Below are 26,734 nucleotides of genomic sequence, written 5' to 3' on the forward strand. Positions count from 1 at the left end.
GATTGGTCTGCTCGGCGATCGCCGTAATCAGCTTGACCACTTCGCCGATCTGCTGGGCGGCATGCGACAGTTTGCCGATGCGGCCGTCGGTCTCCTTCGCCTGCACCACGGCGGCTTCCGCGATCCGGCTGGAATCGCGGACCTGGCGGCCGATCTCCTCGACCGAGGCCGAGAGCTCTTCGGTCGCGGTCGCAACCGACTGCATGTTGGAGGAGGCCTGCTCGGAGACGCCGGCGACCTGGCTCGAGAGGGTCTGCGTGGTTTCGGCGGTGCGGGTCAGGGTCGAGGCCGCCGATTCCAGCTGCACGGCCGAGGACGAAACGTTGGAGACGATGGCGCCGACCGCGCTCTCGAAATCGTCGGCAAAGCGGATCAGCTCGGCGCGGCGGCCGGCCGCCTGCTCCCGGTTCTGGACTTCGCTGGCGGCAGCATCGCGCTCGGCCTTGGCGACGGCCTGAACCTTGAATTCTTCCACCGCGCCGGCCATCTCGCCGATCTCGTCCTTGCGCCCCAAGCCGGGCAGCACCACGTCGAAATTGCCCGAGGCGAGCTCGCGCATCGCCTTGCACATCGCGATCATCGGACGCGAGATGCCGGTGCCGAGCAGGAAGGCGAGAACCGCCCCCAGCAGCGTGCCGCCGACGGCCAGCATCAGCACCAGCTGCTCGGTCTGCCCGATGGTCGCTTCCGACTCCGAATCCAGCCGCTGCTGCTCGGCGACGAGGTCCGCCTTCATGGCGGTCGCGCCTTGCAGGATCGCACCGGCCGAGCCGCTCATTTCGGTGACGAGCTCATCCACCATCTTGGCGTTGGCGATCAGCTTCTCCAGCGCTTCGCGATAGGCCACCAGGATGGTCTTGGCGTCCTTCAGGCCGGCGACGATCTTGTCGTCCATGGAATAGACCGCGCCGAGCGAGTTCTCGACGAATTTCAGCCGCGCCAGCGCGCTGGTGGCGATCGCCTGGTCGGACGTCAGCACGAAGTTGGTCGCCGCCGCACTCGCGGTCTGGAACTGGGCGTTGACCTGCTTGGTGCCGAACTCGATCGCCTGCGCCTCGGAATCGGAGGCATTGTTGCCGACATCGTCGAGCTTGTATTTCAGCAGGTTGGCCTGGCGCGTGAGCTGGTTCTGCACCAGCAGCGCGCTGTCACGCTTGGCCTGCAGCACTTTTGCGAAGGTCGCGGAGAAGTTGGAGAACTCCTTGGCGAGCTTGTTGAGGCTCTCCTGCCGCGCCGGCTTCTTGGCACCCTTGATGGCCTGATCGATGGCGCTCTTCAGGCTGGCCTCGGCATCGAGCGCCGCCTTGGCGTCGTCTTCCTTGCCGGTGACGACGAAATATCTGACGGCCGAACGATAGGCGAGCAGCTCGCGGTCGATGTTGCGGGCGAGGTCGGCTTCGGACACGCTGGTGCGGTAGGACCCGACCCCGGACGACACCCGCTCGAAGCCGAAATAGGCGAAAGCCATGCTGCCGGCCGAGATCACCAGCACGGCAGCAAAGCCGAGAATGATTTTTGCGCGGAACCTGAGGGTCGGAAAAATTGCACGCTTCGACGGCGACGCGACACGCCCGGACATTCCCAACCCCCAACTTATGTTCTTGCAACGACTAGCGGCGCGGAAGCAGCCCTTCCCGAACCGTGCGGAAAATTAAGGCAGAATCGTCAAGGGGTGGTAAATCCGTCCGGTTTGCATCCTGATTAGAGAGTTCCTTCCGCAGGACTTGTCCGGCCTTGCGGGACCGGGCGCCGTGTTGCGGCTCACCGGAAAACGCCCTACTCTCGAATACTTATCAGGCACTTGGCATTAGACCGAGCTGGTCCTCGAGGGGAGAAACGGAGTGGGGCAAACCGATTTTCGGTTTGGCGGTGCGTCTGGCGTTGCCGTGGCCAAATCGAAGGCTGCGAGCGTCGATGAAGCCGTGGCCGAACTGGCGGCCCAGCTCCCCTCCGACGAGCTGGCGCTGATCCTGGTGTTCCTCTCCCCCAGCTACGATCCCCATCACTTCATCGCCGAGATCACCCGGCACTTCGACGAGACCCAGGTTTGCGGTTGCACCACCGCGGGCGAGCTTGCCCCCGATGGCTGGGACGAAAACAGCGTCGTGGCTCTGGCGTTCAGCCGCGCTGATTTCTCCGCGGCGGTGCGGCCCATTTTCAACCTCGACAGCTTCCGCGTCGAGGACGGCCGCAGGATCGGCGGCGAGCTCCGGCACGAGCTGTTGCGGGCCACTCCGCAGGTCGACCGCGGAAGTGCCTTCGGCCTCGTCCTGATCGACGGCCTGTGCCGCCGCGAGGAAGCGGTGATGTCCGCGCTCTATGCATCGCTGGACGACATTCCGGTCGTCGGTGGGTCCGCAGGCGACGGGATGCGCTTCGAGAAGACCTTTGTGTTCTTTGGCGGCAAGGCGCACAGCAATGCCGCCCTGCTGATCCTGTTGAACACATCGTTGCCGTTCCGCGTCTTCAAGTGCGACAATTTCGAGCCGCGGGCGCAGAAGATGGTCGTGACCGAGGCCGACATCGAAAATCGAATGGTCAGGGAGCTGAACGCGGAGCCTGCCGCGCTGGAATATTCGCGTGTGGTCGGCATCATGGACGCCAAGCTCGATCCGTTCTCCTTTGCATCGCATCCGGTGCTGGTGCGCGTCGGCGGCTCCTATTACGCGCGCTCGATCCAGCGCGTCGAACCGGACGGCTCGCTGCATTTCTTCTGCGCCATCGACGAGGGCATGGTGTTGACGGCGGCGACGTCGCGAAGCCTGGTCGGCGCGACCCGCGAGACGTTTGCCGATATCCGCGACCAGATCGGAGAGGTCTCGCTCTATATCGGCTTCGAGTGCCTGCTCCGCCGGCTCGACGCCGAGCAGCATCAGCTCACCCGCGACATGTCCGACTTGTACCGGCAGAATCGGGTCGTCGGTTTTCATACCTATGGCGAGCAGTTCGGCTCCATGCATGTGAACCAGACCTTCACGGGCGTTGCGATCGGAAGGCGTCCGTCGTGACGGACATGTGGCAGGGCCCCGATGCCGTCGACCAGCTGCGGCGCGAGGCCGCCAAGCTGAGGAAGATCAATGCCGCGCTGATGTCGCGCGTCGAGCGCTCGATGGACCAGCAGCTCAACGCCTTCTCGCTGTTCGAAACCGCCATTGCGCTCGACCACAAGGTTCGCGACCGGACGCACCAGTTGCGCGAGGCGCTGCATTCGGTCGAGCGCGCCAATGAGGGTCTCTACCGCGCCAAGCAGCAGGCGGAGGCGGCAAGCTCGCTGAAATCCTCGGTGCTGATCTCGGTCACCCACGATCTGCTGCAGCCGCTCAACGCGGCGCGCCTGACCCTGTCGGCGCTGACCGAGATGATGGAGTCGCAGGAGGCCGGCCTGCTGATCGACCAGGCCAACCGCTCGCTGGTGATGCTGGAGGACCTGCTGCGGTCGCTGCTGGAGATCGCCAAGCTCGACGCCGGCGCACTCAAGCCCGACGTGCGCGCGATCGCGCTGGCGCCCTTGTTCGAGCAGCTCCGCAACGAGTTCGAGCCGATCGCCGCGCGGCAAGGCCTGTCCTTGCGTATCCGCAGCTCACCGCTGGCGGTGACGTCGGATGCGATGATGCTGCGGCGGATCCTGCAGAACCTGCTCGCCAATGCCATCCGCTACACCCGCAGCGGCGGCGTCGTCATGGGATGCCGGCCGCGGGGCGACCAGATCTGCGTCCAGGTCTCCGACACCGGACCTGGAATTGCGCAGGCGCAGCAGGAGGCGATCTTCCGCGAATTCCAGCGCGGCGAGGCCATTGCGACCGACCAGGCCGGCTTCGGGCTCGGCCTCTCCATCGTCCGCCGCTTCGCAACCGTGCTCGGGCACGAGGTGCGGCTGTCGTCGCAGCTCGGCAGGGGATCGACCTTCACCCTGGAGCTGGAGCCGGCCGACCTCGCTGAAGTCGGCGACGAGGTGCATGAGGTCAAGCTCGCCGAGCGGCACTACAATTATAGCGGCCTCGAAGGCGCCAAGATCCTGCTGATCGAAAACGATCCGAACGGCTCGGAGGCGATGGCCGCGCTGCTGGAGGGATGGGGCTGCGACGTCGCGACCACGCGATCGGGCGCCGACGCGCTGGTGCGCCTCAGCGAGCTCGGCGGCGCGCCCGATGCCGTGATTGCCGACCTCCATCTCGATCACGGCGAGAGTGGCCTGTCGGCCATCGCCGCCGTCAGGGAGCAGTTGAAGCTCGACACGCCGGCCATGATCATCACCGCCGACTATTCGGAGAAGGCGGCGAAGGAGGCGAGCCTCTACGGCCTCGAAGTGCTGAAGAAGCCGATCAAGCCGGCCGAGATGCGGGCGCTGCTGTCGTTCCTGCTGAGCTAGCGTGGGGCCCCCAAATAAAAAAGGTCGAAAACAACCCCATGCACAGTACCGGTAATATCTTACCGCTCACCAAGCTGATGATTTGAATCCAAGATCATCGGTCGCGTGTGCTCGGTCTGCGAGGCAAGACAGCAGACAATCGCGTCACTGCTGGTCCGGATGTGCCCGCTCGCGCCTGGTGCCCTCGGCCGCCAGCGTCGCGAAATCGATCCGGGACATTTCGACGATGGCCTTGGTGCGGCTCAGCACGTTGAGCTTGCGCAGGATGTCGGAGACGTGGACCTTCACGGTGGTCTCGGAAATCTTCAGCTCGTAGGCGATCTGCTTGTTCTGCAGGCCGCGCTTGAGCATTTCGAGCACGCGCAATTGCTGCGGCGTCAGATCGTGCAGGCGCTTCAGCAGATCCTGCGCGGGTCCGGCGACGCGTTGCGGGCGGACAAGTCCGCGATAGGCGGCGGGGACACAGACCGAGCCGCGCAGCACCTCGCCGATCGACTGCGCGAGATCCTGCTTGGACGACGATTTGAGAATGTAACCGGAGACGCCGAGCGACAAGGCGCCGGACATGATCTGTGGATCCTGATGCCCGGAGACGATGACGACGGGAATCCTGGGAAACGCCTTGCGGATGCGGATGATGCCCGAAAGACCTGTTGTGCCCGGCATCGACAGGTCGAGCAGGATGAGGTCGAGCCCGGTGGTCGCCGCGACCTGCTCGAGCGCACCGTCGATCGACGTCGCCTGAAGGATCTCGGCCGCGGGCGCCACCATCTGGAGCGCGCCCTCGAGCGCCTCGCGAAACAGCGGATGATCTTCGACAATCAGAAATCGCATCACGTGTGAGCCATTCCCTGATTATTGCCTAGGCTACTGCCGGATTCGAAATCGAAACGAGAATGTCTCAACCCAATCAGAGCGGGTTGATCCAGGTCAAGTACGACGTCAAGCACGACATCGCGCGTCATTGCGGCCGCCCGCGGTCGGCCCGTGCATAGGGTCGGACCTTGGGATCGGGCAAGTCCATCTTGCCGATCTCGATGATCGCCTTGTTGCGGCTGAACAGGCCGAGCTTGCGCAGAATCTCGGTGATGTGCGCCTTCACCGTGGATTCGGCGAGCTGAAGCTCCTGGGCAATCTGCCGGTTCGGATAGCCGCGCCGCAAGAGATCGAGCACGCGAAGCTGCTGCGGCGTGAGCTCGCGCAGCTTGACCTCGAGCGCCTTGCTGGCCTCGGCCCGCCGCCGCGGCGTCGCCACGAAATCCTTCGGCACCGACACCGATCCCTTCAGCACGCCCTCGATCGATTGCGCCAGCTCGCGCTTCGACATCGACTTCGGCAGATAACCGGCGGCTCCCAGCTCCAGCGCCTCGCGGACGACGCGCTGGTCCTCGTCGCTCGACACGATGGCGACCGGCAGGCGCGGATAGGCCTCGCGCAAGCGCAGAAAGCCGGAGAAGCCGGTCGAATCCGGCAGCAAGAGATCGAGCAGCGCGAGGTCGATGCCCTCGCCCTGCTCGGCCGTCAGGATATGAAGGGCATCCTCGATCGACATCGCCTCGAAGATCCGCGCCTCCGGCAAGGCCAGGCGCACCGCATTGCCGAGCGCCTCGCGAAACAGCGGATGATCGTCGATGATCAGGAAGCTGGTCATGGCGCCTTCGCAGGACTGCACCGCTGAATGCTGCACCGTACAGGCATCCGCCGCCGTAGCGGAAGAGGCAGAACCGTGCGGCACCCGTCCGGCACCGGGATGGTGCCGGGTGGACGCTAGCACATCCTCCCGATCGGGTTCGGTCAAGATCGTTCAGTCGTTCGATTCGGACTGGACCGTCAGCAGGAAGGAATAGATGTTGTCGAACTGGTCGTCGGTATAGACGTCCTTCCAAGCCGGCATGCCCTTGGTCGGCCGTCCCTCATGCACGGTCGTCCAGAACTTCTCGCGCATCTCGTCGCCGTAGCGGTGACGCAGCAGCCGCAGATCGATCTTCCGCTCGCTCTGGATCGCGTCGGGACCATGGCAGTGCGCACAGGTTCCGTTGAAGATCTCCTTGCCGGCGCCGACCGCTTCGGCGCCGGGCGCGGCCGCGTCGCCCTTGGTCTCGGTCGCCACGACATTGGCGATCTGCGTCACGACGGCTCCGGTTCCCGTCCCCGTCGTGGTGGCCGCCGGCACTGTGCCGAAGCGAACCGGCGCGCTGGTCGGCAAACCGTATTTCACCGCGAGCTCGCCGATCGTCGTCTGAAGCTGCGGCAACACGGCATCGACGCGATCGCGCAGCTCGGTCGAGGTCTTGGCAAAGCCGATAGCGGCGTCCCATGACAGGCCTTCGCCTTCGGTGAGCTCGATCTGATAGCGGCCATGATAGGTGGTCTTGTTCAGCCAGCCGGCGACCGGCCCCCAGATGAAGGCAACGTCGGCCCTGCCCTGGTCGAGCGCCTGCATGCCTTCCTCGGGCGACAGCACCGTCACCTTCTGGATGTCGTCGCGGCTTGCGAGCAGGTTTTGCGGCGTGCTGGCGAACTGCACGGCAACGCGCTTGCCCTTGAGGCCGTCGATGCCGCCGGGTGCCTGGCCCTTGGCGGCGACGAGCGCATAGCCCTCCTTCGCGAAGCTGTTGGAGAAGATCACGGCCGGCCCCATGAAATCCTCGGAGCGCGGCAGCCCGATCATGGCGTCGCATTGCTTGCCGAGCAGCGTGACGCGCACGGTGCGCTTGCCGAAATAGGATTTGTACCAATCGTAGGCGATCGGCCGGCCGAGCGCCTGCGCCAGGGCCTGCCCGATCTCGACATAGAAGCCCGGCTGCGCCGCACTATCGCTCGAGAATGGAAGATTGGTCGGATCGGCGCAGAGACGGAACGGCTGCGCTTCGTCGGCATGCAGCGGCAAGGCCGGAACGATCAGCGCCGCGGCGGCACATGCGAGCAAGGCTGAGATGGAGCGATGTCGGCTCGCACCGATGGCAGAATGATTGGCACGCATCCTCGTCTCCCGTAGCGTTGTTGGGCCGGAGTTCGTTGAGCCAGGCGCAGCGGCACCAGGCATCGGCCGATGCCGCAGCTCATGTCTGGAAAAAGCGCGCGCGTATCCCGTCACCTCGAGAGGATACGCGCGCGAGTGGTCACTGGACGGAGAACACGAAGAGCGAACCGCCCTCGGGAGCTGCGGCCGTCATCTTCTTTCCTACCTCGCCCAGGAACGCAGGCAGCGCAGCCGTGCGGCCGACGACGATGGCGACATATTGCTTGCCGTCGACCTGATAGGTCACCGGACCTGCGCCGATGCCGGAACCGAGATTCTTGCTCCACAGCACCTTGCCGGACTTCGCATCGATGGCGCGGAAGTCGCCATGGATGTTGCCGGCAAACACGAGGCCACCGCCGGTGGTCAGCGTGCCGCCGTTGAACGGCAGGTCTTCCTTGATCGACCAGACCTTCTTCTGCGCGACCGGATCCCAGGCCACGAGCTCGCCGAGGAAACCGCCGGGGCCTTCCTTGGTCGGGAATTCGGCGCCGAGATAGAACACGCCGCGCTTGTAGGCGACGTCACTGACCGACCAGTCCATGCAGACATTGTTGGACGGGATGTAGACGAGGCCGGTCTGCGGGTTGAACGACATCGGCTGCCAGTTCTTGCCGCCGATCAGGTTCGGGCAGATGTCCTTGGCAGGATGGTTCGGTCCGGGGCGCTTGTCGGGATCCTCGACCGCGCGCATCGTGGCGACGTCCCACTTCTTGGCCCAGTTGGAGAACACGTACTTCTCCGCCGACAACACCTTGCCGGTCTCACGGTTGGCGATGAAGAAGTAGCCGTTGCGATCCGCCTTCATCAGCGCCGGAACGGTGCTGCCGCCGATCTTCAGATCCGCGAGCACGGCTTCGTTGACGCCGTCATAGTCCCAGGCATCGGCCGGCGTGGTCTGGATGTGCCACTTGATCTTGCCGGTGTTGGGATCGAACGCCACCGTCGAGGCGGTGTAGAGGTTGGTCAGCTTGCCGAAATTGCCGTCGCCGGTCGAGCGCACCGCCGTGTTCCACGGGCCGGGATTGCTGGTGCCCCAATAGACCGTGTCGCTCTTCGGATCGTAGGAGCCGACCAGCCAGGCCGCACCGCCGCCATGCTGGGCGGAGTCGCCTTTCCAGGTGTCGCCACCGGGCTCATCCGGCGAAGGAACGGTGAAGGTCTGCCACACCTGCTTGCCGGTGTTGATATCGAAGGCCTGCAGCGAGCCGCGCACGCCGTATTCGCCGCCGCCGAAACCGGTGATGACCTTGTCGCGCACGACGAGCGGCGGCGAGGTGATGACCGAGCCTTGCTTGTAGTCGACCACCTTCGTCGTCCACAGCGCCTTGCCGGTTGCGGCATCGAGCGCCGTCAGCTTGCCGTCGAGACGGCCGACGAAGATCTTGCCGTCGGCATAGGTGACGCCGCGATTGTTCACGTCGCAGCAGGCATATTGCAGCACGTCCTCGGGAATGTCGGGCTCCCAGGTCCATTTGCGCGCGCCGGTGGCCGCATCGAGCGCATAGACGTATTTCGGGCCCCAGGAGCTCGAAACGTAGAGCGTGTTGCCGATGACGATCGGCGAGGATTCGTTCGAACGCAGCGACGCCAGCGAGAACGAGTAGGCGAGCGTCAGCTTGCCGGCGTTCTCGGTGTTGATCTGCTTCAGCGGGCTGAAGCGCGTGTTGCCGTAGTCGTGGCCGGCGACGGCCCACTGGTTCGAATCGGATTGCGCCTTGAGCACGGTCTCGTTGGCGCGAGTGCCGGATGTAGCGGCGGCGAGCATCGCAATCATGGAGATGCCGGCCAAGAAGCCCTTCGTTCCAAAGGTCATGTATTCCCTCCGCGATGTTGTTGTGAACGCCTCGTTGGGCGCCTGAGCGCGCTGCGCTCGTGATGCGCAGTTCGTCTGCGAGCCATCGTTCGAAATTACAGCATCGCCTTTTCGCGCTTAGTATAGGCGGAAGGTAGTAGAGCAGATCATCGGCGGCTTTCGCTGCTCATCTCGTTGTCCTGGCTTGCGTCTTGCCCGTATTTTTCAGCTCGAAATGCGTCATCAGATTCCGGCAAAGTCATGCCGCAATCCGATTCGTCCGGCCACTCAGCGCAGTAGGGTGGGCAAAGCGAAGCGTGCCCACCTCTTCTCTCGCAATCGTGGATTAGTAAGTCGTGGGCACGGCGCAAGAGCGCCTTTGCCCACCCTACAAGTTCGCGTCGGGGCGCCGAGGACGACGTGCTGATCAGGATGATGGCGCTACCACCGCGGCAAAACTTTCAAAGAAATTCGCGGCGAGTTTGCGCGACGTCGAGTCGATCAGGCGCGAGCCGAGCTGCGCGAGCTTGCCGCCGATCTGCGCGTCGGCCTCGTAATGCAGGATGGTGACGTCAGGCGATTCTTCTTCCAGCCTGACCTTCGCGCCGCCCTTGGCAAAGCCGGCGACGCCGCCGGCGCCCTCACCGACGATGCGATAGCCGTTGGGCGCATCGATGTCGGTCAGCGTCACCTTGCCGCTGAACGTCGCCTTCACCGGACCGACCTTCAGCACCACGGTCGCCGTCATCTCCGTCGGCGATGCCATCTCGAGCGATTGGCAGCCGGGAATGCAGCGCCTGAGAATATCGGGATCGTTGAGCGCAGCCCACACCGTGGCCTTCGACGCCGGGATCCGCTGACTGTCGTTCATCTGCATCGCTTCCATCCCTTTTGACCGTTGCTTGTACGGTTCGACTAGGGGGACGTCCGGCTGCGATCAATCGCCAGGAAGTACTAGGCCTGCTTTCCCGCGTTTCATTCATTCGATGTCATTCCGGGGCGCGACCAACAGGTCCGCGCGAAGCGCGGCCCGATGGTCGCGAACCCGGAATCCATCCATCCACCTACTCTTACGCTCGATGGATTCCGGGCTCCCTCGCTCCGCTCGGGCCCCCGGAATGACGGCGTGGATTGTTGGAGTCGCAACGCTCGGCCGGCGCGGCCCGTCGGCAACGATTTGCTGCATCGCCGTAAGCAAAATCAATGACTTAGGCTACTTCCGCCTACTACCAAGATCGCGATTACAAGGGCGTGAGCACGTGCTCCTATTCGTGACAAGGAACAAGGCATCAAAGGGAGAAGCGACGCGCGAGGAGCGCGACGTCCAAGGCCAGAGCTCAAGGCCAGCGCTTCGCGCGATCGCGGTTGAGCGCAGGCCGCATCTGACGACGTGGACACCGTTTTCGCTGGGCTCATTGCAAGGTCGCGCCATGCGCTGGTGGCGGCACGACATGTCGTGGCCGAATCGCACATCTGCGAGAGCAGCCACGATGACCTTTCCATGACGCGCGGTCACCAAAATCCCAGTTGCAAAGTTCCGTTCGCGCTGTCTCTAATTAGAATAACTACAAACATTCGGGAGGAGTACGCCGTGTCTACAGTCAAACTGACGGTCAACGGCAAGGCCGTTGCTGTCGATGTCGAGGACCGCACGCTGCTGGTCCATGTTCTGCGCGATCACCTCAACCTGACCGGCACCCATGTCGGCTGCGACACCAGCCAGTGCGGCGCCTGCGTCGTGCACATGGACGGCCGCGCGGTGAAATCCTGCACCATGCTGGCGGGCCAGGCCGACGGCGCCAACGTCACCACCATCGAGGGCATCGCCAAGGGCGACGAGCTGCACCCGATGCAGGCCGCCTTCCGCGACAATCACGGCCTGCAGTGCGGCTATTGCACCCCGGGCATGATCATGTCGGCGATCGACATCGTGCAGCGCCATGGTGGACAGCTCGACGAGGCCACCGTCCGCCAAGAGCTCGAGGGCAATATCTGCCGCTGTACCGGCTACCACAACATCGTCAAAGCCGTGCTGGATGCAGCCGGCCGCATGAAGGTCTCGCAGGCGGCCGAGTAAGCGGCACGCCTCGAAAGCAGAACCACCGCCGCAGCTGTCGATGGACAGCGCGGTCAAAACAATTTCCGGTCGGGAGGACCAGACATGGGTGTTGAAGGCATCGGTGCGCGCGTCGTGCGCAAGGAAGACAAGCGTTTCATCACCGGCAAGGGCCGGTATGTGGACGACATCAAATTGCTGGGCATGACCCATGCCCATTTCATCCGCAGCCCGCATGCACATGCCAAGGTGAAGGGGATCGACTCCTCCGCGGCACTGAAGATGCCGGGCGTGGTCGCGGTGCTCACGGGCCAGCAGCTCGTCGACGATAAGGTCGGCAACCTGATCTGCGGCTGGGCCATCACCTCCAAGGACGGCAGCCCGATGAAGATGGGCGCATGGCCGGCGATGGCGCCGGAGACGGTGCGCTTCGTCGGTCAGGCCGTCGCTGTCGTGATCGCCGACAGCAAGAATCTGGCGCGTGACGCGGCCGAAGCCGTGGTCGTGGATTATGAGGAGCTCCCGGCCGTCGCCGACATGCACGCCGCGATCAAGGCCGGCGCGCCGCAGCTTCATCCCGAAGCACCCGGCAACCAGGTCTATGACTGGGTGATCGGCGACGAGGGCGCGGTGAGCGCCGCCTTCTCGAAGGCAGCCAACGTCGTGAAGCTCGACGTCACCAACAACCGCCTCGCCCCCAACGCGATGGAGCCGCGCGCGGCGATCGCCGACTACGACGCGGCGGAAGAGCATTTCACGCTCTACACGACGTCGCAGAACCCGCACGTCGCCCGGCTCGTGCTGTCGGCGTTCTACAACATCGCGCCCGAGCACAAGCTGCGCGTGATCGCGCCCGACGTCGGCGGCGGCTTCGGCTCGAAGATCTTCATCTACCCCGAAGAAATGGTGGCGTTGTGGGCCTCGAAGAAGGTCGGCCGTCCCGTGAAATGGACCGGCGACCGCACCGAAGCGTTCCTCACCGACGCGCATGGCCGCGACCATGTCACCCATGCCGAGATGGCGTTCGACGCCAGCAACAAGATCATCGGCCTGAAGGTGAAGACCTACGCCAATTTCGGCGCCTACATGTCGCTGTTCTCGTCCTCGGTGCCGACCTATCTCTACGCGACGCTGCTGTCGGGCCAGTACAATATCCCGGCGATCCATGCCGAGGTGATCGGCGTCTACACCAACACCACGCCGGTCGACGCCTATCGTGGCGCGGGCCGTCCCGAGGCGAGCTATCTGATTGAGCGGTTGATGGAGACGGCGGCGCGGCAGTTGAAGGTCGATCCGGCGGCGCTGCGCCGGACCAACTTCATCACCCAGTTCCCGCACCAGACGCCCGTGATCATGGCCTATGACACCGGCGACTTTAACGCCTCGCTCGACGCGGCGATGAAGGCGATCGACTATGCCGGCTTCGCCGGACGCAAGGCGCAAGCGAAGTCGCAAGGCAAGCTGCGCGGCATCGGCGTCTCCTGCTACATCGAGGCCTGCGGCATCGCGCCGTCGAAGGCCGTCGGCAGCTTAGGTGCCGGCGTCGGCCTGTGGGAGTCCGCGGAAGTGCGGGTCAACCCGGTCGGAACCATCGAGATCCTCACCGGATCGCACAGCCACGGCCAGGGCCACGAGACGACGTTCTGTCAGCTCGTCGCCGACCGCCTCGGCGTTCCCATCAGCCAAGTCTCGATCGTCCATGGCGACACCGACAAGGTGCAGTTCGGCATGGGCACCTACGGCTCGCGCTCGGCGGCCGTCGGCCTCACCGCGATCCTCAAGGCGATGGAGAAGGTCGAATCCAAGGCCAGGAAGATCGCCGCGCATGCGCTGGAGGCATCGGAAGCCGACATCGTCATAGAGAACGGCGAGTTCAAGGTGACCGGCACCGACAAGGCCATCGCTTTCCCGATGGTCGCACTCGCGGCCTACACCGCGCACAATCTGCCTGACGGGATGGAGCCGGGCCTGAAGGAAAGCGCCTTCTACGATCCGACCAACTTCACCTTCCCGGCCGGCACCTATATCTGCGAGCTCGAGGTCGACGCTGGGACGGGCAAGACCTCCTTCGTCAACTTCGTTGCGGCCGACGATTTCGGCCGGCTGATCAACCCGATGATCGTCGAGGGCCAGGTCCATGGCGGCCTGGTTCAAGGCATCGGGCAGGCGCTGCTCGAGCACGCCATCTACGATGCCAACGGCCAACCGGTCACGGCCTCGTTCATGGACTACGCCATGCCGCGCGCCGACGATGTGCCCTCGTTCAACCTCTCCCACACCACGACGCTGTGCCCGGGCAATCCGCTCGGCATCAAGGGTTGCGGTGAGGCCGGCGCGATCGGCGCCTCGGCGGCCGTGATCAACGCGATCACGGATGCGATCGGCAAGAACAATCTGGAAATGCCCGCAACCCCGGATCGGGTGTGGCGTACGATCAACGCGGCTTGAGAGGGAGGAACGAACATGTACCAGACCACATATCATCGCGCCTCCTCCGTGGACGAGGCCGCCAGCCTGTTCGGCAAGAGCAGCGAGGCCAAATTCCTTGCCGGCGGTCAGACGCTGCTTCCGGTGATGAAGCAGCGCCTCGCGGGTCCCTCTGACGTCATCGACCTTGGCAAGATCAAGGACATGATCGGCGTCGAGGCGTCCGGCGACACGCTGACGATCAAGGCCGCCACACCGCATTACGATGTGGCGACCAGCGATGCCGCGAAGAAGGCGATTCCCGCGCTCGCCTATCTGGCGTCGCTGATCGGCGATCCCGCCGTGCGCTATCGCGGCACGATCGGCGGCTCGATCGCCAACAACGATCCCGCCGCGGACTATCCGGCCGCGCTGTTCGCGCTCGACGCCACCGTGAAGACCAACAAGCGGTCGATCGCGGCCGGCGATTTCTTCAAGGGCCTGTTCACCACGGCGCTCGAAGACGGTGAGATCATCACTGCCGTCTCGTTCCCGGTTCCGGCGAAGGCGGGCTATGCCAAGATGCGGCATCCCGCTTCGCGCTTCGCGCTCACCGCGGTGTTCGTCGCGCAGACGAAATCCGGCGAGATCCGCGTCGCCGCGACCGGGGCGTCGCAGAGCGGGGTGATGCGGGTTGGTGTGATAGAAGCCGCGCTGAAGGCAAACTGGTCACCGTCGGCACTCGATAGCATCAGCATTCCCGCGAGCGGATTGCTGGCGGACATCCACGGCACCGCCGAGTACCGCGCCAACCTCGTCAAGGTGATGGCGCAGCGCGCGGTGGCTGCTGCGGGCTGACGATCCCGCGCCAGCGCCTCGACGCAAATTTTCCGCGGCGCGCACTTCGGTGCGCGCCGTTTTATTTTGCCCATGCGGCATGAAAACCGCTTGCCTCGCTGGCGGGAAGGCGAGAAAAGTTAATCAGCCGATTAACTCGCCCCCAAGAGCAACGTGAGGCGTTTGCCGGATCACCGGCACTGCCCGCGACCCGAGGAAACAACAACGTGCTCGATAAACCCTCCCAAAACTCCTCCATCCGCACCGCCGGCCCGCTCTCGGGCTTCCGCGTCGTCGAATTCGCCGGCATCGGCCCCGGCCCGTTCGCCTGCATGATGCTGGCCGACATGGGCGCCGACGTCGTCACGCTCGACCGCGTCGGCGCGAAGAAGAGCATGAAGTCGGTGGCGGGCCGCGGCCGCAAGGTGATCGAGCTCGATCTCAAGGACAAGACAGCGATCGCAGAGGTGCTCGATCTGCTCGCCAGCGCCGACGCGCTGGTCGAGGGTTTTCGCCCCGGCGTGATGGAGCGGCTCGGGCTCGGGCCGGACGTCGTGCTCGCACGCAATCCAAAGCTCGTCTACGGCCGCATGACCGGCTGGGGCCAGGAAGGCCCGCTCGCCAACGCCGCCGGTCACGACATCAACTACATCTCCATCACCGGCGCGCTCGCCGCGATCGGCACGAAGGAAGCACCGGTGCCGCCGCTCAACCTGGTCGGCGATTTCGGCGGCGGCGCGCTCTATCTCGTCGTCGGCGTGCTCGCAGCGCTGCTGGAAGCCTCGAGGTCCGGCAAGGGGCAGGTGGTCGATGCAGCAATGTGCGACGGCGCGGCCTCGCTGATGTCGTTCTTCTTCGACATGACCACGCTCGGCCGCTGGACCGAGGGTCGCAACCAGAACTTCCTCGACGGCGGCGCGCATTTCTACGGCGTCTATGAATGTGCCTGCGGCCATTTCGTCTCGATCGGCTCGATCGAGCCGCAGTTCTACGCGCTGCTGCGCGAGCATGCGGGCCTCTCCGATGCGGATTTTGACGCGCAGATGGACCGCAACGCCTGGCCGGCGCTGAAGGAAAAGCTGAAGGCCGTGTTCAAGAGCAGGACGCGCGAGGACTGGTGCAAGATCATGGAAGGCACCGACATCTGCTTCGCGCCGGTGCTGACCATGTCGGAAGCGACGGAGCATCCGCACATGGTCGCTCGCAACGTCTTCGTCGAGCGCCACGGCGTGAAACAGCCGGCACCGGCGCCGCGATTCTCACGCACGCCGTCCGCGGTGCGCGAGCCGGAGGCGGCGGAGATCGCCGCGGTGACGAAGGCATGGAAGCGATAAATCCAGCCCCGGCAAAGATCTCGTAGGGTGGGCAAAGGCGCGAAGCGCCGTGCCCACCATCTCTCCGTGAGAGACAAAGAAGTCGTGGGCACGCTTCGCTTTGCCCACCCTACGGCAGTGTGCGTGAGGCTAAGACCTTACGCCGCGTTCCCCACCTTCAGCACCCCGCGCCGGATCTGGTCTTCCTCGATCGATTCGAACAGGGCCTTGAAATTGCCCTCGCCAAAGCCGTCGTCGCCCTTGCGCTGGATGAACTCGAAGAAGATCGGGCCGATCGCGTTGGCCGAGAAGATCTGCAGCAGCACCTTGGTCTGGCCGCCGTCGACCACGCCTTCGCCGTCGATCAGGATGCCGTTCTTCTGGAGCCGCGCAACGTCTTCACCATGCTTGGGCAGCCGCGCATCGATCTTCTCGAAATAGGTCTCCGGCGGTGACGGCATGAAAGGCAGGCCGGCCTCGCGCAGGCCTTCGATCGTGCCGTGGATCTCGCGGCAGCCGCAGGCGATATGCTGGATGCCCTCGCCGCGGTAGGTCTTCAGATATTCCTCGATCTGGCCGGAATCGCCAGCGTCCTCGTTGATCGGAATCCGGATCTTGCCGTCCGGACTGGTCAGCGCGCGCGAGAACAGGCCGGAGGCGCGGCCTTCGATGTCGAAGAAGCGGATCTGGCGGAAGTTGAACAGCTTTTCGTAGAAGCCGGCCCAGACGTCCATGCGGCCGCGATGGACGTTGTGGGTGAGATGGTCGAGATAGAACAGGCCGGCACCCGCGGGGCGCGGATCGCGCGCCCCTAACCATTCGAACTCGGCATCATAGGCCGAGCCCTTGGCGCCGTAGCGATCGACGAGATACAGCAGGCTGCCGCCGATGCCCTTGATCGCGGGCACGTCGAGCGTCTTCTGCGCCGATGATACATCGGCGGGCTCGGCGCCGAGCGAAATCGCGCGGTCATAGGCCGCCTTCGCATCGACGACGCGGAATGCCATCGACGGCGCGCAGGGGCCGTGCGCGGCGACGAACTCGAAACCGTGGGTGCCGGGCTCCTCGTTGACGAGATAGTTGATGTCGCCCTGGCGGTAGACCGTGATCTTCTTGGTCTTGTGGCGCGCGACGGGCGCATAGCCCATCAGCTTGAACAGCGCGTGCAGCTCGCCCGGATTGGGATGCGCATATTCGACGAACTCGAAGCCGTCGGTGCCCATCGGATTGTCGGCGCTGATCGTGGCCGGCGGTGCATCGTGCGGAAACGGACCCATGCTGCTCTCCCAAATGGCTGCTAGAGAGGAACTATCCTTCATCGGACGCGCAAGGAGCGTGCAATCGGGACGCGATTTGGCTATTGTATGCATGATCCGTGCATAAAATGGACAAAACACGCATGATCTCCGTGGACGCTTTCGACCTCAAGATCCTGACCGCGCTGCAGGACGACGGCCGGCTCACCAACCAGGAGCTGGCCGATCTCGCAGGACTCTCGGCCTCGCAATGCTCGCGGCGTCGGATGCGGCTGGAGGAGGAGAAGGTGATATCCGGCTATCACGCCGACCTTTCCAGCGAGGCACTCGGCTTCGGCGTGATCGCCTTCATCCAGGTGGGACTTGCGACGCACTCGCCGGACAATTCCAAGCGTTTTCGTGCACTGGTGAACCGGATCGACGAGATCCAGGAGGCCTATTCGCTGACGGGCGATGCCGACTACGTGCTCAAAGCCGTGCTGCGCGATCTCAAGGGCCTCTCCAACCTCGTCAACGACGTGCTGATGCCGCACCAGAGCGTGGCGCATGTGCGCTCCTCGATCGTGCTCGACCGTCTCAAGGAAAGCGCGAAGCTGCCGCTCAGGGATTTGAAGGCTGGCTGAAATCGAGGGAACTACGGCCTTCGCGCTGCACGCGCCGTCTGCGATGATCCAGGCCAATCCGGGAGACTCTTGTCATGGCCCTCCAGCTGCGACCGAACTGCGAATATTGCGATTGCGATCTGCCGCCTGACGCGACGAATGCGCGGATCTGTTCGTACGAATGCACGTTCTGTGCGGACTGCGTCGAGACGAAGCTCTTCAACGTCTGCCCGAACTGCGGCGGCGGCTTTGCCCCGCGTCCGATCAGACCGACGCAGGAATGGCGGCCGGGCGTGTGCACGACCAGGCAGGTGCCATCTGACAAGCGGGTACATCTGAAGTACAGTCTGGACGATGTCGCTGCGCATTGCGCGAGAATACGCGACGTACCGCCGGGGCAGCGCTAGCAAATGCAGATTGAAGTAACGCCGGAAGAACTTAGGTACATCATCCGTGTCGGCGCAGCGCTGATGCAGCATGTCCCCGACAAGTCTCTCCCGACGTACTGCAATTTCGATAAGCAGCAAATAATCGATTTTTCAGCTCGAATGAGAACTGAGCTCGACAAGGCTGGCCTCGACCTATAGCCGGCAGGCGATCACTCCGCCGCCAATATCGTCCCCTCGACCTCGCCGAATCCGATGCGATAGCCGTTGGCCTGGCACCAGCCGCGCATGACGAGGCTGTCGCCGTCTTCCAGGAACGAGCGCCTGGCGCCGCCGGGCAGTTCGACCGGCTCGGTGCCGTTCCAGCTGATCTCGAGCAGGCTGCCGCGCTGGTTCTTCTCGGGGCCCGAGATGGTGCCGCTCCCTAAGAGATCGCCGACATTCATGGCGCAGCCGCTCGAGGCGTGGTGCATCAATTGCTGCACCGAGGACCAGTACATGTATTTGAAATTGGTGCGGCTGATGCCGGCGGGCGCATTGGCACCCGCAGCGCGCAAGGACACGTCGAGCTCGACATCGTAGTTCTGCGGCTTGCCCTGCTTGAGATAATCGAGCGGCACCGGCTGCTGCTCCGGCCCCTTCAGGCGGAACGGCTCCAGCGCCTCGCGCGTCACCACCCACGGGCTGATCGAGGTCGCGAACGCTTTTGCCAGGAACGGGCCGAGCGGCACATATTCCCATTGCTGGATGTCGCGCGCGCTCCAGTCGTTGAGCAGCACGAAGCCGAAGATCATCTCCTCGGCCTGGCTCTCGGTGAGCATGCCGCCCATGGCTGAGGGCTGGCCGATGACGGCGCCCATCTCCAGCTCGAAATCGAGCCGCTTGCACGGACCAAAGCTCGGCAGCTCCACATTCGGCGGCTTCAGCTGCCCGCGCGGCCGCTTCACTTTGGTGCCGGAGACCACGACGGTGGAGGCGCGGCCGTTATAGGCGATCGGCATGTGCAGCCAGTTCGGCTGCAGCGCGTTGTCCTTGCCGCGGAACATCACGCCGACATTGGTGGCGTGCTCCTTCGAGGAATAGAAATCGGTATAGCCGGAAACCGCGAACGGCAGATGCAGTTTTGCATCGCGCATCGGCACCAGCGCCTGTCTGCGCAGCTCCTCATTGTCGCGCAGCTCCGGATGATCGTGCCGCAAGAGCTCGCTGATCCGCGCCCGCGTCTTCGTCCAGACTTTTGGTCCCAGCGACATGAAGGGGTTGAGCGACGGTCCAGAGAACACGCCGAGCGGACCGACATCGAGCCGGGAATCCTGCTCCAGCTCCCAGAGATCGAGCACGTAATTGCCGATCGCGACACCGACGCGCTGCGTCGGATTGGCCGCGGTCGAGAACACGCCGTAAGGCAGGTTCTGGATCGGGAAGCCGGAGGCGGGATCGACTTCGATGAAGGAGCGGAGGCTGGGGTCGTTGGGGTGGGGCATTGGTTTCCCGTGGCGCAGCGGTGACGGTGTCACCCTCCCCTGGAGGGGGAGGGTCGGCTCATATCGAGCGCAGCGAAATATGAGACGGGGTGGGGTGATCTCTCAACACGGGCAGTGTTCCTTGCGGAGAGACCGTCATCCCACCCCGCTACGCATTCCGCTTCGCTGCATGCGTAGCGACCCTCCCCCTCCAGGGGAGGGTAAGCAAGACTACGGCTTGCTCGGATCGAAGCGCTTCTCGAGGCCCTTCCAGCAATCGGCGTAATCGTCCTGCAGCGTCGAGGACTTCGCGGCGTGCGCGGTGACGCGCTGCGGGTAGCGGGTTTCGAACATGAAGGCCATGGTGCCGGTCAGCTTCACCGGCTTCAGCTCGCCGTTGCTGGCGTGCTCGAAGGCGTCGCGGTCCGGGCCGTGCGGCAGCATGCAATTGTGCAAGGAGATGCCACCAGGCACGAAGCCTTGCGGCTTGGCGTCGTAGACGCCGTAGATCAGGCCCATGAACTCGCTCATGATGTTCATGTGGTACCACGGCGGACGAAAGGTATTGTCGGCGACCATCCAGCGCTCGGGGAAGATGACGAAGTCGATATTCGCGGTGCCTGCGGTCTCCGACGGCGAGGTTAGCACGGTGAAGATCGAGGGATCGGGATGATCGAAGCCGATCGCGCCGACGGGTGAGAAGGTGCGCAGATCGTATTTGTAGGGCGCGTAATTGCCGTGCCAGGCGACGACGTCGATCGGCGAATGCGGCAAGGTCGTCTTGAACAGCGAGCCACCCCATTTCACGAACAGCTCGGTCGGCGTATCCTTGTCCTCGTAGTTCGCGACCGGCGTTAGGAAGTCGCGCGCATTGGCGAGGCAATTGGCGCCGATCGGGCCCCGCTCCGGCAACGTGAAAGCGCCGCCGTAATTTTCGCAGAGATAGCCGCGCGCGGGACCGTTCGGAATCTCGACCCGGAACTTGACGCCGCGCGGGATCACCACGATCTCGCCGGGCTCGGCATCGATGCGGCCGAACTCGGTGACGAGGCGAAGATTGCCCTGCTGGAGCACGAACATCAGCTCGCCGTCGGCATTGTAGAAGTGCTGGTCCACCATCGACTTGGTGACGAGGTAGACATGCGCAGCCATGCCGGCCTGCGTGCTGACGTCACCCGCGGTCGTCATGGTCTGCACGCCCTGGACGAAGGTCACGTCCTCCTTCGGCAGCGGCGTCGGGTCCCAGCGCAGCTGCGCGATCGGCAAATCATATTCGTGGCACGGCGCCGAGCGCCACAGCCCGGCGTCGACCTTCTCGAACCGGCCGGAGTGCTTCACCGAGGGCCGGATGCGATAGAGCCAGGAGCGCTCATTGGTGCCGCGCGGCGCGGTGAAGGGCGAGCCGGACAATTGCTCGGCATAGAGGCCATAGGCGCAGCGCTGCGGCGAGTTGCGCCCGATCGGCAGCGCGCCCGGCAGCGCCTCGGTCTCAAAACTGTTGCCGAAGCCGGACATGTAGCCCGGCGTCACCTGGGCCGAGCTGCGGACGATCTGGTCAGGCGAGGTATTGATGTTCATGACTATCCTCCTCCTTGCAAGGCGGCCCACATTTCCTGGTCGCGCTTGTCGGTCCAGATCACGGGGTCATCGATTCCGGACGCTTCGTCATAGGCGCGCGACACGTTGAACGGCAGGCAGTGCTCGTAGATGGCGAAGCTGTGGAATTTCGGATCCATCACCTCACGTGTCGCCGCCATCGATTCCTTCAGCGTGCGCCCCTTCGCGACCGAGATTTCGGCGGCGCCATAGAGCGAGGTGACGAAGTCGCGCGTCATCGCGATGGCCTCGCGCACGGTGGCCGTGCCCTTCAGCGCATCGCCGCGACCCGGCGCGATCGCCTTGGGATTGAAGTTACGGATCTCGTTCAGCGTCAGCGGCCATTCGCGCAAATGCGCATCGCCGCAATAGCAGGCCGAGTGATATTCGATGAGGTCGCCGGAGAACATCACCTCGGCATCCGGCACCCAGGCGACGATATCGCCCGAGGTGTGGCCCGCGCCAAGCTGCATCAGCCGCACCTCGCGTTTTCCCAGATAGATCGACATCTCGCCTTCGAAGGTGAGCGTCGGCCAGGTCAGTCCGGGAATGCTTTGGGCATCCTGGAACAGGCGCGGGAAGCGGCCGTATTCGGAATCCCAATCCTGCTTGCCGCGCTCCTCGATGAGACGATAGGTCTCCTGCGAGGCGACGATGCCTTGCGCCTTGTAGGCGGAGGCGCCGAGCACGCGGACGGCGTGATAGTGCGACAGCACGACATATTTGATCGGCTTGTCGGTGACCGCGCGCACGCGCTCGATCACCTTGTTCGCCATCGCGGGCGTTGCCTGCGCGTCGAACACGAGGCAGCCGTCGTCGCCGACGATCACGGCCGTGTTGGGATCGCCCTCGGCAGTGAAGGCGTAGAGATCGGTGCCGATCTCGGAGAAGGTGATTGTCTTCTCGGAGAGATCGCCGGTGGATGCGAAGTTCTTCGCCATCAATTCATCCTTACGAGTTTATTGTTGTTGCTGTTGTTGCTGCTGACCGTCGACCATGCGGCGCCTGGCGAGCCCGATCGCCTCGCGCAGCACGTCGATGTCGCCGATATGGTTGGCGAGGATCAGCACCAGCGCCGCGTCGAAATCGGCGCTCTGCTCCTCGGTGAGGCCGCGATGCGCCTCGACGATGGCGCGGAAGGCGTCGTCCGGGCGAGCGAAGTTCGAGCTGGTGGAAAGCGGCATGCGAAACCTCAATTCAAGCCTGCGGCACGCGACAGCGCTGCCGCAATCGCTTCGCGCGTCGGATGCCGGAAGCGCGCCGCAACATAGCCATCGGGCCTGAGCAGATAGGCAGCGCCCGGCTCTGCGTCGTAGCGCTTTGCGACGAGACCCGAGGGGTCGCCAAGTCCGCCCTCTCCGCCGACGCGGATATTTTTGACGCCGTCGGGCGCATCGAGCGCCGCGCCATTGCTGAACGACAGCAAGGTGAAGTCCGTTCCACCTTTGCGGAAGGCATCCGTTAGATAGCTGCGCTCGGCAATGGGGGCGTCGAGCATGGAACAGCCGGGACGAGGACCACCTGCCCATGCATCGGCGTCGGGTGACGACAGCGGTGTATCATAGCTGCACGGCACCGAGAGCCGGCCGCCATTGACCATGCGCTTGCCGAACTCTGTCTCCTTGGCCAGCGACAGCACCGCCTTGCGCAATCGCGCCTCCTGATGCGAGTTCGGCGCCATGAAATCGGTCGAGCGCGTCGATTCGCGGATGTTCTCGTCCGCCGCCATGCTGCGTTCGACGTGGTAGCTCTCCAGCAGGCTCGCGGGCGATTTGCCCCGCAGCACGCGATCAAGCTTCCAGGAGAGATTTTCGGCGTCTTCGAGTCCCGAGTTCGCCCCGCGCGCACCGAAGGGCGAGACCTGATGCGCGGAGTCGCCGGCGAAGATCACGCGGCCATGGAGGAAGCGGTCCATCCGCCGGCACTGGAATTTGTACAGCGAGATCCACTCGAACTCGAACTTGTCGTGGCCAAGCATGCGCGCGATCCGCGGCCGCACGTTTTCCGGCTTCTTCTCGAGAACGGGATCGGCATAGCGGTTGAGCTGGAGATCGATGCGCCAGACATCGTCGGGCTGCCGGTGCAGCAGCGCCGAACGCCCGGCATGGAACGGCGGATCGAACCAGAACCAGCGCTCGGTCGGAAATTCCGCGGTCATCTTGACGTCGGCGATCAGGAACTGGTCCTCGAACACCTGGCCGGCGAATTCCGCACCGACCATCTGCCGCAACGAGGACCGCGCCCCATCGCAGGCAATGACATATTGCGCATTGAGGCGATAGGCGCCCTCGGGCGTTTCGATCGTCAGCAGCGCGGAATCGTTACGCTGCTCGAGCGCCGTCACCTTGTTGCGCCAGCGCAGGTCGATCTCGGGCAGATCGCTGATGCGATCGACCAGATAGGCCTCGGCGTAATATTGCTGGAGATTGATGAAGGCCGGCCGCTTGTGGCCGTCTTCCGGCAGCAGATTGAACTGGTAGAGCTGGGATTCGCCGTGAAAGATCCGGCCGACGCTCCACACCACGCCCTTGTCGACCATGCGGTCGCCGACGCCGAGCCGGTCCCAATATTCCAGCGAGCGTTTCGAGAAGCAGATCGCGCGCGAGCCTTCGCCGATGCGGTCGGCATCATCCAGCAGGACGACGCGCTGGCCGCGCTGGGCGAGATCGATCGCCAGCGACAGCCCGACCGGGCCGGCGCCGACGATCACGACCGGATGCTCCGCGGGGCTTGGCCCGGGGCGGTCCTGATCGGGGTGGCGGCGATAGCCGAACTGGGTTTTGGCCTGATGCGTATTGGCCGGCGCCATACACTAACCTCGGCTCTGGTCAGAACAGGACTGATCTGCTAGATAGTCTCACGTGCAACTATTTTGGACCGGAGCCGGCCGGCCGTCAACTGGAAATCGGAGCGCTCTCCTTGGCGAGGACATCCAGCGACATCGCGCTGAAGACACGCGACCCCGGCGAGGCCTCGCCGCGGCCGAAGGCACGGCTCGATCTGTTCAAGTTCGTGCCGTTCCGTCTCAACCGGCTGGCGGCGGAAGTCAGCGCCGCGCTGTCGGTCGAATATCAGGAGCGCCACGGCCTCGACATTCCGGCCTGGCGCGTCATCGCCACACTCGGCTTCCGCAATGATGCCTGCAGCGCGCAGTACATCTCGCAATGCACCCGCACGCACAAATCCACCATCAGCCGCGCGGTCACCACGCTGCTCAATGAGCAACTGATCGAGCGCGTCGAGAACGAAGCCGACCGCCGCGAATTCCGCCTGCAGCTGACGAAGAAGGGCCGCGCGCTGTACGAAGAGCTGTTCCCGCAATTGCTGCGGCGTGAGGACGAGATTTTGGCGTGCCTCTCCGCACAGGAGCGCAAGCAGCTTGCGGCCCTGCTCGGCAAGATCGAAGCGAGCCTCGATTTGATCCAGACCAGCGAAGAGGCCGACGCGAAGCAGGCGTATTAGGGACTCATAGAGGCGCGAACGTCGGCGTTTGGGAGTCCGGTTGAGAGAGCTTGGTAGGCCCGTGACGGCGCTGGCTTATATCGCGATGCTCCTTGTGGCGTTTGCCGCAACTCGCGCATACGCCGCTGACATAGGTTATCTGGCTCCCCCCGGAGTCGCTGCAAACGAGTTTCCCTCACCGAAGCGCCCTGTTGCACGGATCGTCAGCCCACGCCGCGCCGCCGAAGAGCTCCGCGACGCCCTCAATGAGGCCGGTCAAATCGCACGTATTCTTGAGCTGAAACCAGGCATGACAGTCGGCGACATTGGAGCAGGCGATGGCTACCACACGGTCAGGCTCTCCCGCCTCGTCGGACCCGCCGGCTCTGTCGTTGCCGAGGACGTCACGCGGGACTACCTCATCGAACTCGCCAGGCGAACAGAGCTTCTGAAGTTGACGAACGTGCAATTCGCGCTCGGCGAACCACACGATCCGCGTCTGCCCGCTTCCTCGCTGGATGCCGCAATCCTCGTGCACATGTATCACGAGATAGCCCAACCCTATGCCTTCCTCTACAACCTTGCGCCCGCCTTGAAGCAGGGTGCGCGGGTCGGAATTGTCGACCTCGAGCTTCCGACGTCGAAGCATGGCACGCCGATTGAGCTCTTGCGCTGCGAATTGACCGCCGTCGGCTATCGCGAGATCGCCACATATAAGCTCGCAGGTGACGGAGGATATTTGGCGGTATTCTCTCCGCCGGAGTTAGTGGCTCGAAAATCTCCCCGCGATATCATTGCTTGCAGGAATCCTGCCGGCGCTCGTTGACACCACGCCAGCCGCCCGTCTCAGAGGCGAAGAAGCGCCGCGCGCTGTACGAGGAGCTGTTCCCGCAATAACTGCGGCGTGAGGACGAGATCCTCGCCTGCCTCTCCGCGCAGGAGCGCAAGCAGCTCTCGACCCTGCTCGCCAAGATCGAAGCAAGCCTCGACCTGATCCAGACCAGCGAAGAGGCCGACGCGAAGCATTATGGCGTGGGCTCGCAAGGTCCCGATGTCGGCTGCTTGGGGGTTGAGCAGGAGTCTTAGGCTTTATCGGAGCATTGCGGGTTTTGACCGGAAGCGGACATCGTTTGCGGGGAGTTTGATTCGGAACCGAAGCGGGACCAGCCTGTTGGTTCGATCAGCCAAGCGGAGTCTCACAATGCGGATCATTCTGATAACGGCGGTTGGCTGGGCGTTGTCGTGCGGATTTGCGACAGCACAGACCGATCCCAAGGACATGACAACTGGACGCTCGGCACCGGAAGAAAAAGGTCAATTGCAGCCACAAGGTTGGACCGGACCGCTGGACACGAAATCGGGTGGCGCGCCGCCGGAAAGCCCGCAAGGTCAAAGCCCACCGGGAATGCAGGCAGCGCCGGACGGATCAACCAAGGTGGTGACCGAGCCACGCAAGTAAGTCTAACTTCTGGACGCCACGCAACTCACCACCGACCTGAAGCGCGGTGAGATTGGGATGAATCGTCATCGCGCTTGGGGTTGCTATTTACGCATGATCTTTCCGGAAAACCGCTTCGCACTCTTTCCGGATCATGCTTTGGAGCGCATCGCCAAGGGCTCTATTAAGGGTTCTATTTCGGAGTGCTGGTCTGGCCACCCGAACCGGTGGTCTGCTCACTTCCCGGTCGGCCGGGAGGATGCGCAGAAGCGCCTGGCTTGCCTTGATCGGCCACGTATCCGGACTCTCCGGAGTTGCGGGTCTTGATCCCTTTGTCAGCATCACGCTGCATCTGCTCGTTGGGCTCGCCATCCTTGAGCCCTTGGTCTACATCACGGCGCATCTCCTCCTTGGTTTGCTCACTGGGGGCGGCCTTTTGCTGCTGGGCCGCTGCTTGGTAGGTCATTGCGCTTCCGGCAACTACGATCAACGCGAGAACTGCTGTTCGCATGCTTCTCCTCCACGGCTTGCTCCCGCCCCTTAAACGCGCGAACATCCCGAGGTTTCCTAGTTCCAATCGCCATTGTCGAAAGGCGCATCTCGGCCTTCATCCTTCGAGACGCGCGCAAGAGCGCGCTCCTCAGAGCCTGACTCAAAAAGCGTAGACCCTTTCAGGTCCTGGCCAAGCGGCGAGTTAGGAGCCTCAGATGGGCGACGAGCAGCCAGGCGAGCTCGGGTTCGGCCCCATGTCCTG

24 protein-coding genes and 1 pseudogene are annotated in these 26,734 nt (G+C 63.9%); 12 read left to right on the top strand and 13 right to left on the bottom strand.

Annotated features, from left to right (window positions below; translation table 11 throughout):
• Nucleotides 1-1,579: HAMP domain-containing protein (locus XH79_RS04300; protein WP_271580819.1), on the bottom strand; the 1,579-nt coding region annotated here is incomplete at its 3' end.
• 262 nt (nucleotides 1,580-1,841) lie between these two features.
• Here XH79_RS04300 and XH79_RS04305 point away from each other — a divergent pair.
• Both XH79_RS04305 and XH79_RS04310 read left to right on the top strand, forming a co-directional pair.
• On the top strand, nucleotides 1,842-3,008 hold the full coding sequence (locus XH79_RS04305) for an FIST N-terminal domain-containing protein (RefSeq protein WP_212347286.1): 1,167 nt from the start codon (nucleotides 1,842-1,844) through the stop codon (nucleotides 3,006-3,008).
• A 5-nt stretch (nucleotides 3,009-3,013) separates the two neighbouring features.
• On the top strand, nucleotides 3,014-4,369 hold the full coding sequence (locus tag XH79_RS04310) for a hybrid sensor histidine kinase/response regulator (protein ID WP_271580871.1): 1,356 nt from the start codon (nucleotides 3,014-3,016) through the stop codon (nucleotides 4,367-4,369).
• Between the two features lie 144 nt (nucleotides 4,370-4,513).
• Here XH79_RS04310 and XH79_RS04315 read toward each other — a convergent pair whose 3' ends face one another.
• The 5 genes from XH79_RS04315 to XH79_RS04335 all read right to left on the bottom strand — a co-directional run bounded on the left by XH79_RS04315 (nucleotide 4,514) and on the right by XH79_RS04335 (nucleotide 10,063).
• The gene (locus XH79_RS04315; RefSeq protein ID WP_271580820.1) at nucleotides 4,514-5,203 is read right to left on the bottom strand and encodes a response regulator; all 690 of its coding nucleotides are present in this window, start codon (nucleotides 5,201-5,203) and stop codon (nucleotides 4,514-4,516) included.
• Nucleotides 5,204-5,330: 127 nt separating this feature from the next.
• Nucleotides 5,331-6,020: a response regulator gene (locus XH79_RS04320; protein ID WP_271580872.1), complete on the bottom strand. Its 690-nt coding sequence runs from the start codon at nucleotides 6,018-6,020 to the stop codon at nucleotides 5,331-5,333.
• A gap of 153 nt (nucleotides 6,021-6,173) precedes the next feature.
• A complete protein-coding gene (locus XH79_RS04325; RefSeq protein WP_271580821.1) occupies nucleotides 6,174-7,352 on the bottom strand; it encodes a c-type cytochrome in 1,179 nt (392 codons plus the stop codon).
• 139 nt (nucleotides 7,353-7,491) lie between these two features.
• Nucleotides 7,492-9,207 carry a PQQ-dependent methanol/ethanol family dehydrogenase gene (locus XH79_RS04330; RefSeq protein WP_271580822.1) on the bottom strand — a complete coding sequence of 572 codons (1,716 nt, stop codon included), beginning with the start codon at nucleotides 9,205-9,207 and terminating at the stop codon, nucleotides 7,492-7,494.
• A gap of 406 nt (nucleotides 9,208-9,613) precedes the next feature.
• Nucleotides 9,614-10,063, bottom strand: a complete 450-nt coding sequence (locus tag XH79_RS04335; RefSeq protein WP_211414326.1) for an SRPBCC family protein — start codon at nucleotides 10,061-10,063, stop codon at nucleotides 9,614-9,616.
• Between the two features lie 714 nt (nucleotides 10,064-10,777).
• Between XH79_RS04335 and XH79_RS04340 the strand changes: the two genes are divergently transcribed.
• From XH79_RS04340 to XH79_RS04355, 4 genes are all read left to right on the top strand, one after another.
• A complete protein-coding gene (locus tag XH79_RS04340; RefSeq protein WP_209969521.1) occupies nucleotides 10,778-11,263 on the top strand; it encodes a (2Fe-2S)-binding protein in 486 nt (161 codons plus the stop codon).
• A gap of 84 nt (nucleotides 11,264-11,347) precedes the next feature.
• Nucleotides 11,348-13,690 carry a xanthine dehydrogenase family protein molybdopterin-binding subunit gene (locus XH79_RS04345; protein WP_271580823.1) on the top strand — a complete coding sequence of 781 codons (2,343 nt, stop codon included), beginning with the start codon at nucleotides 11,348-11,350 and terminating at the stop codon, nucleotides 13,688-13,690.
• A 15-nt stretch (nucleotides 13,691-13,705) separates the two neighbouring features.
• The gene (locus tag XH79_RS04350; RefSeq protein WP_271580824.1) at nucleotides 13,706-14,506 is read left to right on the top strand and encodes an FAD binding domain-containing protein; all 801 of its coding nucleotides are present in this window, start codon (nucleotides 13,706-13,708) and stop codon (nucleotides 14,504-14,506) included.
• 206 nt (nucleotides 14,507-14,712) lie between these two features.
• Nucleotides 14,713-15,819: a CaiB/BaiF CoA transferase family protein gene (locus XH79_RS04355; protein WP_271580825.1), complete on the top strand. Its 1,107-nt coding sequence runs from the start codon at nucleotides 14,713-14,715 to the stop codon at nucleotides 15,817-15,819.
• A gap of 137 nt (nucleotides 15,820-15,956) precedes the next feature.
• Here XH79_RS04355 and hppD read toward each other — a convergent pair whose 3' ends face one another.
• A complete protein-coding gene (gene hppD, locus XH79_RS04360; protein ID WP_271580826.1) occupies nucleotides 15,957-17,075 on the bottom strand; it encodes a 4-hydroxyphenylpyruvate dioxygenase in 1,119 nt (372 codons plus the stop codon).
• 122 nt (nucleotides 17,076-17,197) lie between these two features.
• Here hppD and XH79_RS04365 point away from each other — a divergent pair, with 122 nt between their 5' ends.
• Both XH79_RS04365 and XH79_RS04370 read left to right on the top strand, forming a co-directional pair.
• Nucleotides 17,198-17,677: an Lrp/AsnC family transcriptional regulator gene (locus XH79_RS04365; RefSeq protein ID WP_212347265.1), complete on the top strand. Its 480-nt coding sequence runs from the start codon at nucleotides 17,198-17,200 to the stop codon at nucleotides 17,675-17,677.
• Between the two features lie 74 nt (nucleotides 17,678-17,751).
• On the top strand, nucleotides 17,752-18,063 hold the full coding sequence (locus tag XH79_RS04370) for a DUF1272 domain-containing protein (protein WP_271580827.1): 312 nt from the start codon (nucleotides 17,752-17,754) through the stop codon (nucleotides 18,061-18,063).
• A gap of 191 nt (nucleotides 18,064-18,254) precedes the next feature.
• Here the strand turns inward: XH79_RS04370 and fahA are convergent, their stop codons facing one another.
• The 5 genes from fahA to XH79_RS04395 form a co-directional block, all read right to left on the bottom strand.
• Nucleotides 18,255-19,526: a fumarylacetoacetase gene (gene fahA, locus XH79_RS04375; RefSeq protein ID WP_271580828.1), complete on the bottom strand. Its 1,272-nt coding sequence runs from the start codon at nucleotides 19,524-19,526 to the stop codon at nucleotides 18,255-18,257.
• 210 nt (nucleotides 19,527-19,736) lie between these two features.
• The gene (gene hmgA / locus XH79_RS04380; RefSeq protein ID WP_271580829.1) at nucleotides 19,737-21,083 is read right to left on the bottom strand and encodes a homogentisate 1,2-dioxygenase; all 1,347 of its coding nucleotides are present in this window, start codon (nucleotides 21,081-21,083) and stop codon (nucleotides 19,737-19,739) included.
• A gap of 2 nt (nucleotides 21,084-21,085) precedes the next feature.
• Nucleotides 21,086-22,042 carry an MBL fold metallo-hydrolase gene (locus XH79_RS04385; RefSeq protein WP_271580830.1) on the bottom strand — a complete coding sequence of 319 codons (957 nt, stop codon included), beginning with the start codon at nucleotides 22,040-22,042 and terminating at the stop codon, nucleotides 21,086-21,088.
• Between the two features lie 18 nt (nucleotides 22,043-22,060).
• On the bottom strand, nucleotides 22,061-22,285 hold the full coding sequence (locus XH79_RS04390) for a DUF2783 domain-containing protein (RefSeq protein WP_271580831.1): 225 nt from the start codon (nucleotides 22,283-22,285) through the stop codon (nucleotides 22,061-22,063).
• A gap of 8 nt (nucleotides 22,286-22,293) precedes the next feature.
• A complete protein-coding gene (locus XH79_RS04395) occupies nucleotides 22,294-23,910 on the bottom strand; it encodes an FAD-dependent oxidoreductase (RefSeq protein ID WP_271580832.1) in 1,617 nt (538 codons plus the stop codon).
• 110 nt (nucleotides 23,911-24,020) lie between these two features.
• Here XH79_RS04395 and XH79_RS04400 point away from each other — a divergent pair, with 110 nt between their 5' ends.
• From XH79_RS04400 to XH79_RS04415, 4 genes and pseudogenes are all read left to right on the top strand, one after another.
• Nucleotides 24,021-24,563 (top strand): MarR family winged helix-turn-helix transcriptional regulator, encoded by a 543-nt coding sequence (locus XH79_RS04400; protein ID WP_271580833.1) that lies wholly within the window; start codon nucleotides 24,021-24,023, stop codon nucleotides 24,561-24,563.
• An 85-nt stretch (nucleotides 24,564-24,648) separates the two neighbouring features.
• Nucleotides 24,649-25,368 carry a class I SAM-dependent methyltransferase gene (locus XH79_RS04405; protein WP_442869908.1) on the top strand — a complete coding sequence of 240 codons (720 nt, stop codon included), beginning with the start codon at nucleotides 24,649-24,651 and terminating at the stop codon, nucleotides 25,366-25,368.
• A gap of 29 nt (nucleotides 25,369-25,397) precedes the next feature.
• Nucleotides 25,398-25,628 (top strand): annotated as a pseudogene (locus XH79_RS43075) (hypothetical protein); the annotation flags it as partial.
• Nucleotides 25,629-25,743: 115 nt separating this feature from the next.
• Complete coding sequence (locus XH79_RS04415) at nucleotides 25,744-26,001, top strand: hypothetical protein (protein ID WP_145832006.1); 258 nt, start codon at nucleotides 25,744-25,746, stop codon at nucleotides 25,999-26,001.
• 172 nt (nucleotides 26,002-26,173) lie between these two features.
• Here the strand turns inward: XH79_RS04415 and XH79_RS04420 are convergent, their stop codons facing one another.
• Complete coding sequence (locus tag XH79_RS04420; protein ID WP_212347241.1) at nucleotides 26,174-26,446, bottom strand: hypothetical protein; 273 nt, start codon at nucleotides 26,444-26,446, stop codon at nucleotides 26,174-26,176.
• Nucleotides 26,447-26,734 lie beyond the last annotated feature (288 nt).

It is taken from the genome of Bradyrhizobium sp. CCBAU 45389, assembly GCF_028128625.1.
Taxonomy (GTDB): Bacteria; Pseudomonadota; Alphaproteobacteria; order Rhizobiales; family Xanthobacteraceae; genus Bradyrhizobium; species Bradyrhizobium liaoningense_B.